We start from the raw sequence: 16,757 nt of genomic DNA on the forward strand, positions 1-16,757 counted from the left end.
GCCGGCGCTATTCGTAGAGTCCCTCCACGTGCCAGATGTGGTCGTAGCCGAGCAACAGTAGAGCACGCTCCTCCGTGTCGAGCAGGATCTGCGTGCGGACGGCGCCTCCGGAATCGCCGGTGGCCCACCAGCGTTCGTCCAGCAGCCAGGGACCGGCCCAGCCCGCGACCCGCCACGACTTGCTGCCCCAGTGCAATTCGGCCGGTTCGGCGGTGAACATGCCGCGGTCGGTGAGCCAGATCGGGCTGCCGTCGCCGGACTCCAGCCGGACCTCGGGATGGTTGACCAGCACCACCGCGGGAGCCGGTTGCGGCAGCCGGCCCGGCCACGGCAGGCCGGGATCGGCGGCGGGAACCGCTTCCTCACCGAAGGTGATCAAGGTGACGCGTTCGACGGGACCGCGGCCGCCGCTGAGGACACCGATCCGCACCGCCTCACCGCCCAGCAGACCCTGCACCCGGGTCAGGGCGCGGCGGGCGCGCTGATCCTCCTCGCCGACCCCGCCCCAGAGCCCGAGCTGCAGCGCACCGGCCGCAACCACCTCGACCGGCTCCAGGCGCAGCAGCGTGATCGGAGCGGACGGTGGCGGTTCGGAATCGCCCGTCCGCCCGCGTTTTCCGTTGGTCAGGGCGCGATGGGTGAGCCAGCCGTCCAGCTGCCAGCGCACCCGGTCCGCGGTGGTCTCCGGAGTGAGCGGCTGGGCACAGCGCCAGATTCTCGACAGCTGTTCCCCGGCCGCGGTTTCGGCGTGGACCGCCAGCCGGGTGCAGGCCACCGAGGCCGCCGCCAGGCGTTCGTGCAGCCGGGTGGCGAGCATGCGACCGGCGAAGGCGGCGGCATCGACCCTCTCGATCGGCGGATCGCACCGGTACTCCACCATCAGGTCCGGGGCGGGCGGGGCCGCCGAGGGCGGGCGCTCCGGTTCGGCACGGGCACACCGGTGCGCCCGGATCGCGTCGGCGCCGAACCGGGAGGCGACCTCGGCGGGCGTGAGGGCCGCGAAATCGCCGATTCGGCGTAAACCCAAGCGGTGCAACAGATCCACCAGTTCGGCGCGCTCCGGTGGAGCCAGGCTCGGCTCCACGGCCAGTTCCCCCACCGGCAGCGGCGCCAGGAAATTCGCGGCGGCGCCCGGCGCGACGATCTGCGCCCGGCGCGCGGCTGTCACCGCGGCCGACAGTTCGTCGGCGATGCCGATCCGGCATTCCACACCGAGTGCGGCGACCGCGTCGACCAGGCGTTCGGCGGCCTCCTCCTCGGACCCGAAGTAACGAGCGGCGCCGCGGGCGGCGAGTACCAGCAGACCGGGACGCAAGACCTCCACTCCCGGCACCGTCGCGTCCACGGCCGTCGCCACCGGTTCGAACAGACGCGCGTCGCGGTCCGGATCCGCCTGCGCCACATGGAGGTCCGGGCAGCGCGCCTGCGCCTCGCGCCGGGTCAGACCGCGCCGCACCCCCGCATCGCGAGCCACCGCCGAACAGGCCACCACCCGATTCGCGTGCAGCACCACCACCGGTCGCAACGGTGAGAGGTCGGCCACGGCGGCCGCCGCCGCGGCCGGCCAGTCCGGACACCACACCGCCAAGACGCGGAACCCGGGTCGCTTCATCACGCCCCCACTGCCGACAGCGCGGTAGGCGGCGAATCCGATTCCGGTACAAGCCATTCGACCCGGCCGTCGCGCGGGCACAGGTCGAGCGTGCCGGTGCGCTCCGGTGCGGACCGGCCGCGCACGCAGACGTTCAAGCGCACCGATCGCAACCGGCCGCGACCACGCCCCAGGCCCGAATAGCCCGCGACCCGGGTGTCGATCCGCAGCGTCGGACCGCTCCAGGCGCCACCGGTCACCACGAGCGTGGCCCCTTTGCTGCGGGCGCGGGCGGCGAGAATTCGAGTTCGGCTGGGCGGCACCGATATACCGGCCAGGCCGACCACCACCAGATCAAGACCATCCAGCAACACTGCGGCGACCTCCACCGGGTCCGGGCCGGGTTCGGTCACCACGGCCAGCCGGCCCAGATCGGCACCCATCTCCGCGGCGGCGAGCAATCCGAGCCGCGGCAAGCCGACGGCCGCGGCGTAGCCCCCGCCGCCGGTCACCGCGGCCAGCAGGCCGGTCAGCAGCGAACCCGCGCCCGAGTAGGCCACCACCGCCCCCTTCGGCATCCCGCCCTCGGGCAGCAGCCCGGCCAGCGCGGGCGGTACGGGAAGAAGCTCTCTGCGCAGTTCAGCGCTTGTCGGCGGGCGTTCCACGACCTCGACCCCACGGGCTGGAACCGCGGCCATCCGCCGCCGCAGCTCCGCCAGCTGCACGGCCCGCGCGTCACCAGCCGAACCCATCTCGCCGACCACCTATCTCTCACCGAACGGACTCCACCGCACTCGATGCACCGCACCGCGGCATCGACTACATACCGCACCTCCTCCGCCTCACCCACCTGCGCCGGGGCTCGCATCCCCCGACAACGTCGGAAGCACCGCCGAGCGGATTCAGCACCGATTCAGCTATCGATCGTAATCGAATATACGTTCGATCCGGTGATCAGTAGAACCTTCCGACCGGTCTCCGTCAAGCCGCACCGGCCCAGGTGTCACATCAGTCCCACTGCGACTGTTCCGTCACCGGTCGCGGCTGTTGTCCCCACCACTCATCGGGGCCGTCCGGCGGGCCGCCCGCCGGGTTGTGACCGCCGCCAACCCCGGTCCGAAGCAGGCCGGTCGCCCTGGTTTTCGGCTATCCTCGCGCCGTGACCGAACGCGCCCGCCCCATCGTCGGCCCCGACTATCTCGTCGCCGGCCGTTACCGCCTGCAGTCCAAACTCGGAGGCGGCGGTATGGGTGCGGTATGGCTCGCCACCGATCGGCTGCTCAACCGCGAGGTCGCCATCAAACAGGTGCTCACCACCGCCGGGCTCAGCGAGGCCGAGGCGACCGAGGTGCGCAACCGGATCGTGCACGAGGGCCGGGTCGCGGCCAAGCTCTCGCACGAACACGCGATCGCCGTCTACGACGTGGTGCTCGAGGCGGGCGAACCGTGGCTGGTGATGGAGTATCTGCCCTCGCGCAGCGTCGCCAAGGCACTCGCGCTGGCCGACACCCTCTCCCCCATCGAGGTCGCGCAGATCGGCGCGCAGGTGGCCGACGCCCTGGCCACCGCCCATGCCGGCGGAATCGTGCATCGCGACATCAAACCGGGCAACATCCTCGTCGCCGATCGAGGCTCCGAGGTGGGGATGGCCAAACTCAGCGACTTCGGTATCTCCAGTGCGGGTGAGGCTTTCGACGAACCGGAAGACGTGATCACCGGCACCCCGTCCTATCTGCCGCCGGAGGTGGCGCGCGGTGCTCAGCCGGGCCCGGCCAGCGACGTATTCTCCCTCGGCGCGACGCTCTACACCGCGATCGAGGGACATCCGCCGTACGGATTCGACGACGACAACGACGTCATCGTCACGCGCGCGGCGATGGCACAGATCATTCCGCCCACCCGCAGCGGGCCGCTCACCCAGGTGCTGCTGCACATGATGGAACCGGCGCCGCAGCGTCGCCCCACCATGGCCGAGGCCCGCGAGGAAATCCTCACCGCCGCCTTCGGTCCCGGCACCGGGCCTTATATTCTCGGCGCTCCGATCCGCACCGAGGACGGCACCATTCCGGCCTGGGCGGCCCGCAATTCGGCCGCCGGACTGCGCAGTCCGCATTCCGCGCCGCTGCCCCGCCCGCCGCGGGTCGCCGCGGCCGGTGCCGTTGCGCAGCAACCGAAATTGGGGAAATCGAAGCTCGTCGACATCGACTTCACGAAGTTCGGGCCCAATGCGGCGCCGCTCGCGATCGCGGTGGGCCTGCTGATCGGACTGCTCATCCTGATCGTGATCCTCGTCGCCGCGATGTAGGCGCGACTCAGTCGATGCGCCGGCGGTGCGCCCAGCGAGTCAGCGCATTGCGGTTGGACTGCTGGGTTTTTCGCAGCACGTTGGAGGCGTGGGTTTCCACGGTTTTCACCGAGATGAACAGGGTTTCGGCGATTTCGCGATAGGTGTAGCCGCGCGCCAGCAGGCGCAGCACCTCCAGTTCGCGCGGGGTCAGCGAATCCAGTTCCGGATCCAGCGGGGGTTCGGGGGCCGGTGAGCGCCCGGTGAACGAGTCCAGCACGAAACCGGCCAGCCGCGGACTGAACACCGCGTCGCCGCCCGCGACGCGCCGAATGCCTTCGGCCAGTTCGGAACCGGAGATGGTCTTGGTGACGTAACCGCGCGCGCCCGCGCGAATCACCGCGATCACATCCTCGGCGGCATCGGAGACGCTCAGCGCCAGGCATACCGGGCCGTTACCCGACGCCGAACCGTTCGGACGATCGTCGATGCCCTGCAGGACCGCGACACCGCCGCCGTCGGGCATATGCACATCCAGCAACACCACATCGGGTCGCGCGGCGTCGATTCCGGCCACGGCCTCGGCCACGGTGCCCGCTTCCCCGACGACATCCATATCGGCTTCGCGGCTCAACTCCGCCCGCACCCCGGACCGGAACACGGCGTGGTCGTCGACCAGAAAGACCCGGATCGTCACAGTTCTCCTCACCTCGAGCCGGCCCGCTGCCGGGCGCGGCAGCGCCGAACTCCTCATCGGTACCACATCGGTGGCCGGGGTGCCGGAAACCGCATCGCGGTGGGCAGGGCCGGTACCGCTGCCGATGTGCCCGCCTCCCCCATCTCCGCACGCTCCGCCCGCTACCGCGACCTGCCCGGGCCGGTATCCGCGGTTTCCCCTCGCGGTTCGGTCGTCGCGGCGCTGTGCGAATCACCGGCGCGGCTCGCGTCGGCGGCCTCGGCCGCCGTGCCGGAGCGGTGTCCCTCCGCACTCGCGGACTCGGCATCCCCGGACTCTGCACGGTCGACGCCGGCTGCGGCGAATTCCTCTTGGCCCTCGGAATCCTTGCGAGGCATCATGATTCGCACCTCGGTGCCGCGGCCGGGTGCGGTCTGAACCTCGACGGTGCCGCCGCGGCGTTCGATCCGGGCGTGAATGGATTTCGCCAGGCCCTGCCGGTCCGCCGGTACCGAGGCGGGATCGAACCCGGTGCCGCGATCGCGCACGAAGATGCTGACCTGATGCGGTTCCACCTCGGCGAAGACGTCGATGGTCGGCACACCGGCATGTTTGGCGGCGTTGACCAGCGCCTCCCGGGTGGCGCCGAGCAGGGCGGTGAAATGTTCCTTCGGCAGGCCGAATCCGGTATCGCCGACATCCATCGAGACGTCGCCGACGGTCACCGGAGTCACCTGCACCCCGTACTGGTCCTCCACCTCACCGGCGATCGTGCGCAGTGCGGCGGCCAGGCTCGACTGCGCGGGCATGGAATCCTCGAACAACCATTTCCGCAGCTCCCGCTCCTGGCTGCGGGCCAGCCGGGCGACCTCCTGCGGATCGTCGGCCTGCCGCTGGATCAGCGCCAGGGTCTGCAGCACCGAATCGTGCAGATGTGAGGCGATCTCCTCGCGTTCCTCGTTGCGGATGCGGGCCGAGCGTTCGGCATTGAGGGCGCGCATCATGCGCAACCACAGCGGCACCGTCAGCAGTCCGACGCCGATCAGCGTGACCGCGACCGCGATCAGTGCCGAACCCAGCGAACTCAGGTTGATGCGGGCCAGCACCACCACGCCCAGCCCGACCACGATCAGCGTCGCCCCGGCCAGAATGCGCGTCCAGGTGAGCACGGTCGGCCGGGCGGGCAGGCCGAGAATGGAACGTGGCCCCTCGGCATCGAATTCGCGCCACACCAGCGCCGCACCGACGGCGACCACGATGATCGGCGCGACCACCCGCGCCGCGGTCCCGTTGAACAGCCACGCCATCGAGACCGACAGCGCCAGCCCGAGCAGCACCAGCCCGACGGCCTGCCGCCGCTCGGACGCCGTGGGCGGCGGCCCGTCCGCACCCGAGGACGTGAAGATCCACAGCAGCCCGTAGGCCACGATCCCCGCCCCCATCAAGGCCGACAGCAGGACGAACGCCATCCGCACCTTGAAGACGTCGACACCCAGATGGTCGGCGATACCGCCCGCGACCCCGCCGACGACCCGGCCACCGGATCGCCGCAGCAACCGCGGCTGTTCGAGCACCGGATCGGCGCCCCGGCCGTCCGGCCCGAGACCGTCCACACCGGCGCGAGGTTCGAACCCCCCGCGACCGTCGAACCCCGAACGCGCGTCGAATGCGGGCATGGAGGGGTACATGCCTTCGATACTGGCACGTCACCCCGACAACCGACCATCGGGAAATACCCGGATTCCCGATCTCGGGGTCGCCGACGGCGCCGTGTTATCCGAGGCGGCGAGCACGCACCAGCGAGAGGCTACCCAGAACCACGCCACCCAGCCCGAGCACCACCGCGGCGATCGCGCCGGCCAGCCCGTTGCCGGTACCGAAACCACCGGCGGCATCGGCCCCGTGGATGGCGCCGACGACCGCGGCGACCGCTCCCAGCGCCAGCGCCGTGACGGCCCGGGACCGGCGGGTGCCGACGCGGTGGCCGCGGGCCGAGACCGCCGACCCACCGGCGATCACGCTGATCAAGCCCAGGACGGCCGCGATGGTGGGAACGGTCCGGCCGACGCCGACCTCGTACCCGGCGGCCACGACGGAGAGGCGGGTGGTCGAGAGCGCGGCGAACACATCGAGTGCGGGCATCGCGAATCCTTTCGGTCGAGCGGCAGCCGGCTGCCGTGCGGGTCCCACGGACTCGGAATCGGCTGCGGACGCGACGATCGTCGCGCCGCGACCCGCTCGCGGGCATCGGCCCGGGATCGACGACGAATACGCCGTTCGGCGTAGCCGACCGCGCACCGCGACGTACGAAGTCGCGCGCTCGGCACGACGTCCCAGGCCGCCTCGGGCTCCTATGATCGCCACATGCCGGACCGCGTCACACCGCTGCGCCTGCCGGGCTGGTCTCAGGATCTGCTGTTGGCGGTATTCATCACCGTGATGCAGGTCCAGGGCACCGTCGTCCGCAACAGCGGCCGGCCCGAGGAGGTGCTGCGCCCGCTCTCGGACTTCGGATATCTCGGCTACCTCCTCTTGATCATCGCGGGCACCGTCCTGGTCCTGCGGCGCCGATATCCGGTCGCGGTATTCGCCGTCACCGCGCTCACCAGTGCGATCTACTACGCCCTCGACTTCCCGGACGGACCCGGATGGCTGGCACTGTTCGTAGCGCTCTACACCCTCACCGCACACGGTGACGGGCGGCGCTCGCTGGTGGTGGCCGGAGTGGGGATCGCCGTCCTTACCGCGATCTGGCTCCCCGCCGCATCGGACGTCCAACCGCCGGCCGCGATCGGCTGGGTCTATTTCCGGATAGGCGCCGCGGTGATGAGCGCCGCGCTCGGCGAGAGTGTCCGCTCGCGGAAAGTCATTGCGGCACAGGCGTTGGAGCGCGCCGAGCTGGCGGAACGAACTCGCGAGGAGGAGGCCCGCGCCCGGGTCGACGCGGAACGTCTCCGCATCGCCCGCGAAGTGCACGATACGGTCGCGCACGCCATCGCCGTCATCAACGTCCAGTCCGGTGTCACCGCGCACGTGCTGGACAAACGGCCCGAACAAGCGCGTGAGACCCTGAAGATCATCGAGCGGACCAGCTCTCGGGCGTTGTCGGAAATGCGGGCGGTCCTCGGAGTTCTCGACGACCGCGCCCCGCATCCGGGTCTCGGGCAGATCCGGGAACTCGCCGCCGCGGCCCGCGACGCCGGGCTCGAGGTCGAATTCGGCACGCCCGCACCGCCTCCCGAGATACCCGGCGCGGTCGGCACCGCGATATACCGGATACTGCAGGAATCGATCACCAATGTGATTCGCCATGCCGGCGCGACGCGAGTCTCGGTCGAGGTGAACTACGGTGCCGACACGGTCGACATCAGGGTCACCGACGACGGGCGGCAGTCACCCGCCGCATCTTTCGCAGGTCCAGCGCGTACCGCCGGGCGCGGCATCCTCGGTATGCGTGAGCGATGCCGGCTCCTGGGAGGTGATCTGGACGCGGGCCCGCTTCCGCACGGAGGATTCGCGGTCACGGCCCGGCTGCCCCTGGCCACGACGGAAACGGTGAACCTGTGAGGAGTACGGCAGACTCGGACGGTGGCACCCCGATCCGGGTTCTGCTCGTCGACGACGAGCAGTTGGTGCGGTCGGGCTTTCGGCTCCTGCTCGATATCGAGGACGACATCACGGTCGTCGGAGAGGCCGCCAACGGCGCCGAAGCCGTGCGGAAAGCTCGTGCGCTGCGTCCGGATGTCGTACTGATGGATATCCGCATGCCGACGATGGACGGCATTCAGGCCACCCGCGAGATCGCCGCGACGACCGGGCTGCAGGATGTCCGGATCCTCATCCTGACCACCTACGACACCGATGCCTATGTCTTCGAGGGACTGCAGGCCGGCGCCGGCGGTTTTCTGCTCAAGGATGCCGGTCCGGCCGAGCTGCTGCACGCTATCCGCGTGGTCGCCGCCGGTGAGGCTCTGCTCGCGCCCCGGATCACTCGCCGGCTCATAGCCCAGTTCACGGCTCGCCGCGCCGCCGACCAGGCCGCCGAACAGCGGCTCGCGGTACTGACCGACCGTGAGCGGGAGGTGCTGGCCCTGGTCGGCCAGGGCATGAGCAATGCCGAGATCGGCGCCGAACTGTTCCTCAGTCCGGCGACCGCCCGCACCCACGTCAGCCGGGCGATGGTCAAACTCGGCGCGCGCGACCGCGCGCAATTGGTCGTCATCGCCTATCGAACGGGCCTGGTGGCACCGTAGATCGAACTTGTCCGACCGTGCCCCGAGCCGCCGTCGTCTGGCGGCCCGAGTCGAGTCGATTCCGTCCGGATGTAGTTCAGGTTCGTTTTCAGGGTGAACCCCGATGCCATTCGATGCTGCTCACGGCCACCATTGAGCTATGACCACAGCGAGCGGCGGGACCGGCGGCACGAGCCGGACGGGATTCAGCGAACAGCTCCAGCACCTGTGGCGGACGCGTCCGACACGGTTGCCGGGACAGAGTCCGGTCGCCGGCGTGGCGTCCGGATTCGGCCGGCGCTACGGCGTGGACCCGGTACTGATCCGGGTCGCGTTCGTGGTGTCGACGATCTTCGGTGGTGCGGGCATCGTGTTGTATCTGGCGGCATGGCTGCTGCTGCCTCCGGCGGGTGATGCGGTCTCACCCGCGGAGGGCCTGATCAACCGCGGACGCAGTTCGCAGTCGTCCACCAAGACCATCGTGCTGATCGTCGCTCTGGCGATCGCGGTCACCACGATGGGCCCGGTGGGTGTCGGACTCGGCGGCTCGGGGGTGATCAGTTTCGCGCTGATGGTGGCCGGTTGGTGGTTGCTGTACATGCGGCAGCCGGAACCGCCGATCGACGGCTCCTATCCGCTGACGGCCGAGGGCGGGATCGCGGCGACGGGGTATCCGGGGGCGAGCTTCCCGGGCGGGTCGCCGTGGAGCGGAAGCCAGTACGGACCCTTCACCAAGCTGCCCGACCACTACGAACCGGACCCGAATGCCTTTGCCGGCGGCCAGGTTCCGACCACACCGACACCGGCGTCGAACGTCGCTGTTTCGACGGCGGACAACGCGTCGACGGCAACCGAACCGATCGTCGCAGCCGCCGCCACCGCCCCACTGCGGGTCGATCCGGCCACCGGGACGCCGGAAAGTGATCCTGGCGAAGCCGGCACCGCATCGCCGGACAGCACGAGCTCGGCACCCGAAGCGACCGAAAGTACTGCGACCGAAAGCCTGGCCGCAGAAGGTGTTCCGACGGAAAATGCGTCCGAACGGCAGGCCGATTCGGACGCCGCGACCGATCCCGGTACCTCCGAACACGCTGCCACCGAGCCGGACTCGCCCACCGACGAAGCGCCGGCCGACGACCGCCCCACGGTCGCGCTGACCCGGCCACTCACCGCCGAATCCGAATCGGCGGCACCCTCCGACGAACACCCGGCCGAGGACGAGTCCGGCCCCGACGATTCGCCCGGGCCCGGCGGGAGCACACCTCCTCGCCCGACGCCTCCTCCCGGCCCACGGCCGAACGGCAACCGTCCGATCCCGAACCCGGCGCATGTCGGCCCCACTGCGGCCGGCTGGGATCCGCTCGGCGTGGCGCCCATGGCCTGGGATCTGCCCACCCCGACGCAGCAACGCCCGGTCGCGGTCGTCCCCGCACAGCGGCCGCGCTCCCGGCTCACGCCGGTGGTGATCGGTCTGGCCGTCCTGGCGGCAGCGGCGGCGGGCGCGGTGGCCGCGGCCGGGGCGGACTGGATGACACCCGCGCGGATCGGCGCGGTCGCCCTGGCGGTGGTCGGCCTGGGCCTGATCGTCGGCGCGTTCCTGCGACGCGGCTACGGCTTGATGGTGGTGCTGGCGCCGCTGGCGGGATTCGTCATCCTCGCCTCGATGGTCGGTCCCGTCGAATTCGACCGCGGAGCCATGGGCGACCACGTCTGGACCCCGGCCACAACCGCCGATCTGGCCTCGGAATACCGGATCACCATGGGATCGGGCACGCTCGATCTGCGCCAACTGCCCCTCACCGAGAATCGCACGGTGCACGTGAACGTCCAGATGGGCGACTTCCGGGTGCTGGTGCCGGACTCGATGCGGCTACACGCGACCTGCAACGCCAGTATGGGCGACGTGTCCTGCCCGCAGGGGCCCACCGGACCGGCCGACGGGCCGATTCTCACTCTCGACGTCGATGTCCACGCCGGAAACGCGGAGGTGAAACGTGGCTGACAACGAAACGGCCGACACTCGGACCGAAACTGGGCGCGGACCGTCGTTCTCGCTGCTGCTGGCCGGGATACTCGCCCTGCTGGTCAGCGTCTGGGCCTTCATCGGCCCCACGTCCTGGCCCTTCCACAGTGCGGTGCCGGTGGGCTGGATCGTGGTGGGTGTGGCGGTGGTCGTGGGCATCGCCCTGGTGATCTCGCCGCGAAGGAAGAAATAGCCTCCGGAAGAGGCCGCAACAGAAAGAAGGGGCCTTCCAGCCGATGCTGGAAGGCCCCTTCTCCGCTATCCGTGACGACAGCCGCTCATTCCCATTCGATGGTGCCCGGCGGCTTGCTGGTCACATCGAGCACCACGCGATTGACCTCGGCCACCTCGTTGGTGATCCGGGTGGAGATGCGTTCGAGCACCTCGTAGGGCAGGCGGGTCCAGTCCGCGGTCATGGCGTCCTCACTCGACACCGGCCGCAGCACGATCGGATGTCCGTAGGTGCGGCCGTCGCCCTGCACGCCGACACTGCGCACATCGGCCAGCAGGACCACCGGGCACTGCCAGATCTGCGCGTCCAGACCGGCGGCGGTCAGTTCCTCGCGGGCGATCGCGTCGGCCTGCCGCAGGGTTTCCAGCCGGTCCGGCGTGACCTCGCCGATGATCCGGATCGCCAGGCCCGGCCCCGGGAAGGGCTGGCGCGCAACGATTTCCTCGGGCAGCCCGACCTCGCGGCCGACCGCGCGCACCTCGTCCTTGAACAGCAGCCGCAGCGGTTCGACCAGCTCGAATTCCAGATCCTCGGGCAGCCCGCCGACGTTGTGGTGGCTCTTGATGTTGGCGGTGCCGGAGCCGCCACCGGATTCGACCACGTCCGGGTACAGGGTGCCCTGCACCAGATATTCGACCGCGGGTCCGCCATCGCCGTCCTCGGTGCCGGTGGACTTCACGACCTCGGCGACCGCATCCTCGAAGGACCGGATGAACTCCCGGCCGATGATCTTGCGCTTCTCCTCCGGATCGGTGACGCCTTTCAGCTCACCGAGGAACTTCTCCACCGCGTCGACCGTCACCAGCTTGGCCCCGGTGGCGGCGACGAAGTCGCGCTGAACCTGTTCGCGCTCCCCGGCCCGGAGCAGGCCGTGGTCGACGAAGACACAGGTCAGCCGGTCTCCGATGGCCCGCTGCACCAGCGCGGCCGCCACCGCGGAATCCACGCCACCGGAAAGGCCGCAGATCGCGTGTCCGTCGCCGATCTGCTCGCGCACCTGCTCGACCAGCGCATCGGCGATATTGGCCGGGGTCCAGGACGCGGGGATGCCGGCGAGTTCGTGCAGGAACCGGCTCAGCACCTGCTGGCCGTGCGGCGAGTGCAGAACCTCCGGGTGGTACTGCACACCGGCCAGCCGCCGGGCGCGATTTTCGAAGGCGGCGACCGGCGCACCGGCCGTCGTCCCCGTGACCTCGAAGCCGGCCGGCGCGTCGGTGACCGCGTCGCCGTGGCTCATCCACACGGGTTGCACCGTCGGCAGTCCGCCGTGCAGCACGCCGCCGTCGATGTTCAGCTCGGTGCGGCCGTACTCACGGGTGCCGGTGTGCGCGACCGTGCCGCCGAGCGCCTGCGCCATCGCCTGGAATCCGTAGCAGATACCGAAGACCGGAATGTCGAGATCGAACAACCGCGGATCGAGCTGCGGCGCGCCCTCGGCGTACACGCTGGACGGCCCGCCGGACAGGATCACCGCCAGCGGCTGCCGATCGGCGATCTCCTCCACGGTCGCGGTATGCGGTACCACCTCCGAGTAGACGCTGGATTCGCGCACGCGCCGCGCGATCAACTGCGCGTACTGCGCCCCGAAGTCGACGACGAGAACTGGTCGCTGGGTTTCTGCCACCCGCACAGTTTAGTGAGGGCATCGGCGCACCTCGAGGGCGGGCGAGCCTGCGACTCGAGGCCGTGATCGCCCCCACTCCACCGGTTCGATGCCGGTCGTATCGGCCGGTGCCGGCCGGGCTTGCGAAACGGCCTATCCGCCAGCACATATCCATGCCCGCCTTCCTCCGCGGCGATCACGAAGGCGGAGCAGCGGCACTCGGCGACGGCTATCCTCGTGCTCGTGCCATTCGCCCGTGCGATCGATGCCGAAATCCATTACGAGGATTCCGGTGGCCGTGGCCCGGTGGTACTGCTGGGGCACGAATTCTTCATGGATCGAACGATGTTCGCATCGCAGGCGGCCGCATTGGCACCGGAGTTCCGCATCGTCACCTGGGATGCGCGCGGACACGGCCGCACCCGCGACGAGGGGCTGCCCTTCACCTATTGGACGGCGGCCCGCGACGCGCTGACCGTGCTGGATCAGCTCGGCGTCGAACGCGCGGTGGTCGGCGGCACCTCACAGGGCGGGTTCAGCGCCATGCGCACCGCCCTGCTCGCTCCCGAACGGGTGGAGGCGCTGATCTTGATCTCGACCGAGGCGCACAGCCCGACCCCGCAGGAACTCGTGACCTCGCGCCGCTTCCTGGACCACTGGCGGGAGCCGAATATCCGGCACGCCCTCGCCGAGCACATGGCGCACTGGCTGATCGGAGACGACGCCTGGTACCGGGCGGTGTGGACCAAGCGGTGGCTGGCGCGCGATCCGCACGAGCTCGAGGCCGCGGCCGGATGTCTGCTGGCCCGCGACTCGATCCTGGATCGGCTGTGCGAAATCACCTGTCCCGCATTGGTCATCCACCCGACGCGGGCCGGCATCCCGCGCGCGCACGCGCTGGAGATGGCACGGCGACTGGTCGGATCGCGATTCTGCGAAATCGAGGGCGCCCGTCAGGCGGTCAACATGACCCACCCCGAGCAGGTCAACGCCGCGATTCGCGACTTCCTGCGCGGGGAGGTGCTGACCCGGCTCAACTGAGCCGGGCCGCGGCGTGCGATCTCAGGCCCGCACGCTGAGACCGACCCGCTGGAATTCCTTCAGATCGCAGTATCCGGCCTTGGCCATCGAACGACGCAGGCCGCCAACGAGATTCACCGACCCCCACGGATCGCTGGACGGTCCGTACAGCACCTTCTCCAGCGCCGGCTGCTCGTCCGGCTCGGCGAACTGCAGCAGCGCGCCGCGCGGGACCGACGGATGCGCGGCCGCCGAGGGCCAGTACCAGCCGTGGCCGGGCGCCTCCTGGGCCAGCGCGAGCGGCACACCCAGCATCGCCGCGTCGGCACCACAGGCGATGGCCTTGGCCAGCTGGCCGGAGGAGACGATGTCGCCGTCGGCGATCACGTGGACGTAGCGACCGCCGGTCTCGTCGAGGTAGTCGCGGCGGGCCGCGGCGGCATCGGCGATCGCGGTCGCCATCGGGACGCCGATACCGAGCACCTCACCGGTGGTGGTGGCGCCGGGCATCGAGCCGTAACCGACGATCACGCCGGCGGCGCCGGTGCGCATCAGATGCAGGGCGGTGCGGTGATCGCTGACGCCACCGGCCACGACCGGCACGTCCAGTTCGGCGATGAAGGTCTTGAGGTTCAGCGGTTCCACCGACGAGCCGGCATCTTCGACGGGCACCGCGCTCGCGCCGCCGACGTGTTCGGCGGAGATGATGGTGCCGTGGACGACCAGCAGGTCGATCCCGGCCTGCACCAGACTCGGGGTCAGGGCGCGCGCGTTCTGGGGGCTCACCCGCACCGCGACCGTCACTCCGGCGGCGCGCACCTGCGCGACCGCGGCGGCCAGCAGGTCGGGCTGCATCGGCGCGGCGTGCAGTTCCTGCAGCAGTTCGACCGCGGCCTCGGGACCCTTGTGCTCGGCCACCTCGACCAACTGCTCGATGCGTGCGCTCACATCGGCGTGCCGGGCCCACAGTCCCTCGCCGTTGATGACGCCCAGTCCGCCGAGGCGGCCCAATTCGATCGCGAATTCCGGCGACACCAGCGCATCGGTCGGATGCGCGACCACGGGGATGTCGAATCGGTAGGCATCCAGCTGCCATGCCAGCGACACCTGCTTCGACGACCGGGTGCGCCGCGAGGGGACGATGTCGACATCGTCCAGCTCATAGGTACGCCGGGCGGTCCGACCCATCCCGATCTCGACCATGTCCCGCACTGATGTCTCTCCTTAGTGTGTTCTGCCACGTCGGTGTGTGCGACGAACTCGCGCGCCGGCGCCACGACGTCGCGGCGATCTCACGCCGACGCGCGTCCATCCTCCCAGCTCCCGGCGTACGCCATACGCCGGGGGCGGTCCGTGTCGGACCGTGAGCATCGGGACGGGCCGGGCGCGGTCACACATCGACACGACCGACCGGTATCCCGGGACCGCGTTGGGCCGACGCGTCGCGATGACATACCTTGTCCCGGAAGCATTTCCGTCACCCGCGACACAGCGGCGAGCCAACCGTGTCGCCGTGGCGAGGACTCGTCGCCCTCGCCCCGGCTCCTACTTGCCGCGGCCGGTGTAGTTCGGTGCCTCGACCGTCATGGTGATGTCGTGCGGGTGGCTCTCCTTGAGACCGGCCGCGGTGATCTGCACGAACTGCGCCTGCTGCAGGTCGGCGATCGACTGGGAACCGGTGTAGCCCATGGCCGCCCGCAGACCGCCCACCAACTGGTGGATGACCTGGTTCACCGGACCGCGGAAGGGCACCCGCCCTTCGATGCCCTCGGGCACCAGCTTGTCCTCGGCCAGCACGTCGTCCTGGAAGTAGCGGTCCTTGGAGTAGGACTTGCCCTGCCCGCGTCCCTGCATGGCGCCCAGCGAACCCATGCCGCGGTAGCTCTTGAACTGCTTGCCGCCCACCAGGATCAGTTCGCCCGGGGATTCGGCGGTACCGGCGAGCAGCGAGCCGAGCATGACCGTCGACGCACCGGCGGCGATGGCCTTGGCCACGTCACCGGAGAACTGGATACCGCCGTCGGCGATCACCGGCACGTCGGCCGCGCGGCACGCGGCCACGGCCTCGAGAATCGCGGTGATCTGCGGGGCGCCGACGCCGGCGACCACGCGAGTGGTGCAGATCGAGCCGGGACCGACACCCACCTTGACCGCGTCGGCGCCGGCCTCGACCAGCGCCGCCGCACCCTCGCGGGTGGCGATATTGCCGCCGACGACCTGGATCCGGTCGCCGACCTCGTTCTTGACCTTGGCGACCATCTGCAGCACCTGGGCCTGATGGCCGTGCGCGGTATCGACGATCAGCACGTCGACCCCGGCATCTGCCAGGCTCATCGCGCGCGACCAGGAGTCCTCGCCGACACCCACCGCGGCGCCGACCAGCAGGCGGCCGTCGCGATCCTTGGTCGCGTTCGGGTACTGGTCGGTCTTGACGAAGTCCTTGACGGTGATCAGCCCGCGCAGGCGGCCGTTGCCGTCGACGATCGGCAGCTTCTCGATCTTGTGCCGGCGCAGCAGACCCAGCGCGGCCTCGGCGGTGACGCCCTCCTGGGCGGTGATCAGCGGCGCCTTGGTCATCACGTCGGCGACCCGGCGGTTCTGGTCGACCTCGAAACGCATGTCCCGGTTGGTGATGATGCCGACCAGCGCACCGGTCTCGTCCACCACGGGCAGACCCGAGATCCGGAACCGCGCGCACATCGCGTCGACCTCGGCGAGGGTGTCGGTCGGGCGGCAGGTGACCGGATCGGTGACCATTCCGGCCTCGGACCGCTTCACCGTCTCCACCTGCGCGGCCTGATCGGCGGCCGACAGATTGCGGTGCAAGACGCCCATACCTCCGGCGCGGGCCATGGCGATCGCCATCCGCGCCTCGGTGACGGTATCCATCGCCGAACTCACCAGCGGGGTGCGCAGCGTGATCTCGCGCGTCAACCGGCTGGAGGTCTCGACCGAGCTGGGGATCAGATCGGAAGCGGCCGGCAGCAACAGCACGTCGTCGAACGTGAGGCCGAGCATGGCGATCTTGTTCGGATCGTCACCACCCGTATGCGGGCGGACGGCTCGTTCGCCCATCACGGGACTACTCATCTGATC

14 protein-coding genes are annotated in these 16,757 nt (G+C 70.1%); 6 read left to right on the forward strand and 8 right to left on the reverse strand.

Annotated elements, in window-relative coordinates:
- Positions 1-7: 7 nt before the first annotated feature.
- Complete coding sequence (locus tag A5789_RS17605) at positions 8-1,612, reverse strand: DNA polymerase Y family protein (protein ID WP_064908840.1); 1,605 nt, start codon at positions 1,610-1,612, stop codon at positions 8-10.
- A complete protein-coding gene (locus A5789_RS17610) occupies positions 1,612-2,343 on the reverse strand; it encodes a hypothetical protein (protein ID WP_063012704.1) in 732 nt (243 codons plus the stop codon). The genes A5789_RS17605 and A5789_RS17610 overlap by 1 nt, the downstream gene beginning before the upstream one ends.
- A 407-nt stretch (positions 2,344-2,750) precedes the next feature.
- Between A5789_RS17610 and A5789_RS17615 the strand changes: the two genes are divergently transcribed.
- Positions 2,751-3,896: a serine/threonine-protein kinase gene (locus A5789_RS17615; RefSeq protein ID WP_064901646.1), complete on the forward strand. Its 1,146-nt coding sequence runs from the start codon at positions 2,751-2,753 to the stop codon at positions 3,894-3,896.
- Positions 3,897-3,903: 7 nt separating this feature from the next.
- On the opposite strand, the gene A5789_RS17620 is transcribed toward A5789_RS17615, so the two are convergent.
- The 3 genes from A5789_RS17620 to A5789_RS17630 form a co-directional block, all read right to left on the reverse strand.
- A complete protein-coding gene (locus tag A5789_RS17620) occupies positions 3,904-4,566 on the reverse strand; it encodes a response regulator transcription factor (protein ID WP_036498325.1) in 663 nt (220 codons plus the stop codon).
- A 167-nt stretch (positions 4,567-4,733) separates the two neighbouring features.
- On the reverse strand, positions 4,734-6,239 hold the full coding sequence (locus A5789_RS17625; RefSeq protein ID WP_174554960.1) for an ATP-binding protein: 1,506 nt from the start codon (positions 6,237-6,239) through the stop codon (positions 4,734-4,736).
- 85 nt (positions 6,240-6,324) lie between these two features.
- On the reverse strand, positions 6,325-6,693 hold the full coding sequence (locus A5789_RS17630; protein ID WP_064901645.1) for a DUF6223 family protein: 369 nt from the start codon (positions 6,691-6,693) through the stop codon (positions 6,325-6,327).
- 222 nt (positions 6,694-6,915) lie between these two features.
- Here A5789_RS17630 and A5789_RS17635 point away from each other — a divergent pair, with 222 nt between their 5' ends.
- The 4 genes from A5789_RS17635 to A5789_RS17650 all read left to right on the forward strand — a co-directional run bounded on the left by A5789_RS17635 (position 6,916) and on the right by A5789_RS17650 (position 10,999).
- Positions 6,916-8,118: a sensor histidine kinase gene (locus A5789_RS17635; protein WP_064901644.1), complete on the forward strand. Its 1,203-nt coding sequence runs from the start codon at positions 6,916-6,918 to the stop codon at positions 8,116-8,118.
- A complete protein-coding gene (locus tag A5789_RS17640; RefSeq protein ID WP_063012665.1) occupies positions 8,115-8,804 on the forward strand; it encodes a response regulator transcription factor in 690 nt (229 codons plus the stop codon). The genes A5789_RS17635 and A5789_RS17640 overlap by 4 nt, the downstream gene beginning before the upstream one ends.
- Before the next feature lie 139 nt (positions 8,805-8,943).
- Positions 8,944-10,785: a PspC domain-containing protein gene (locus A5789_RS17645; RefSeq protein WP_064901643.1), complete on the forward strand. Its 1,842-nt coding sequence runs from the start codon at positions 8,944-8,946 to the stop codon at positions 10,783-10,785.
- Positions 10,778-10,999 carry a hypothetical protein gene (locus A5789_RS17650; protein ID WP_030513518.1) on the forward strand — a complete coding sequence of 74 codons (222 nt, stop codon included), beginning with the start codon at positions 10,778-10,780 and terminating at the stop codon, positions 10,997-10,999. Before A5789_RS17645 ends, A5789_RS17650 begins: the two co-directional genes overlap by 8 nt.
- Before the next feature lie 85 nt (positions 11,000-11,084).
- Here the strand turns inward: A5789_RS17650 and guaA are convergent, their stop codons facing one another.
- The gene (gene guaA, locus A5789_RS17655; protein WP_030513517.1) at positions 11,085-12,662 is read right to left on the reverse strand and encodes a glutamine-hydrolyzing GMP synthase; all 1,578 of its coding nucleotides are present in this window, start codon (positions 12,660-12,662) and stop codon (positions 11,085-11,087) included.
- 222 nt (positions 12,663-12,884) lie between these two features.
- Here guaA and A5789_RS17660 point away from each other — a divergent pair, with 222 nt between their 5' ends.
- Positions 12,885-13,682: an alpha/beta fold hydrolase gene (locus A5789_RS17660; protein WP_030513516.1), complete on the forward strand. Its 798-nt coding sequence runs from the start codon at positions 12,885-12,887 to the stop codon at positions 13,680-13,682.
- Positions 13,683-13,703: 21 nt separating this feature from the next.
- On the opposite strand, the gene A5789_RS17665 is transcribed toward A5789_RS17660, so the two are convergent.
- Both A5789_RS17665 and guaB read right to left on the reverse strand, forming a co-directional pair.
- Positions 13,704-14,873, reverse strand: coding sequence for a GuaB3 family IMP dehydrogenase-related protein (locus A5789_RS17665; protein ID WP_063012661.1), 1,170 nt, complete (start codon positions 14,871-14,873; stop codon positions 13,704-13,706).
- A 333-nt stretch (positions 14,874-15,206) separates the two neighbouring features.
- The gene (gene guaB, locus A5789_RS17670) at positions 15,207-16,751 is read right to left on the reverse strand and encodes an IMP dehydrogenase (protein ID WP_227463190.1); all 1,545 of its coding nucleotides are present in this window, start codon (positions 16,749-16,751) and stop codon (positions 15,207-15,209) included.
- Positions 16,752-16,757 lie beyond the last annotated feature (6 nt).

Origin of the sequence: Nocardia sp. 852002-51101_SCH5132738 (assembly GCF_001665695.1) — a bacterium.
In the GTDB taxonomy this organism is placed as follows: Bacteria; Actinomycetota; Actinomycetes; order Mycobacteriales; family Mycobacteriaceae; genus Nocardia; species Nocardia nova.

Coding starts and splice junctions, on each gene's coding strand:
- A5789_RS17605 (WP_064908840.1), bottom strand. CDS start 1,612: ATGAAGCGACCCGGGTTCCGCGTCTTGGCGGTGTGGTGTCCGGACTGG.
- A5789_RS17610 (WP_063012704.1), bottom strand. CDS start 2,343: ATGGGTTCGGCTGGTGACGCGCGGGCCGTGCAGCTGGCGGAGCTGCGG.
- A5789_RS17625 (WP_174554960.1), bottom strand. CDS start 6,239: ATGTACCCCTCCATGCCCGCATTCGACGCGCGTTCGGGGTTCGACGGT.
- A5789_RS17630 (WP_064901645.1), bottom strand. CDS start 6,693: ATGCCCGCACTCGATGTGTTCGCCGCGCTCTCGACCACCCGCCTCTCC.
- A5789_RS17635 (WP_064901644.1), top strand. CDS start 6,916: ATGCCGGACCGCGTCACACCGCTGCGCCTGCCGGGCTGGTCTCAGGAT.
- A5789_RS17645 (WP_064901643.1), top strand. CDS start 8,944: ATGACCACAGCGAGCGGCGGGACCGGCGGCACGAGCCGGACGGGATTC.
- guaB (WP_227463190.1), bottom strand. CDS start 16,751: ATGAGTAGTCCCGTGATGGGCGAACGAGCCGTCCGCCCGCATACGGGT.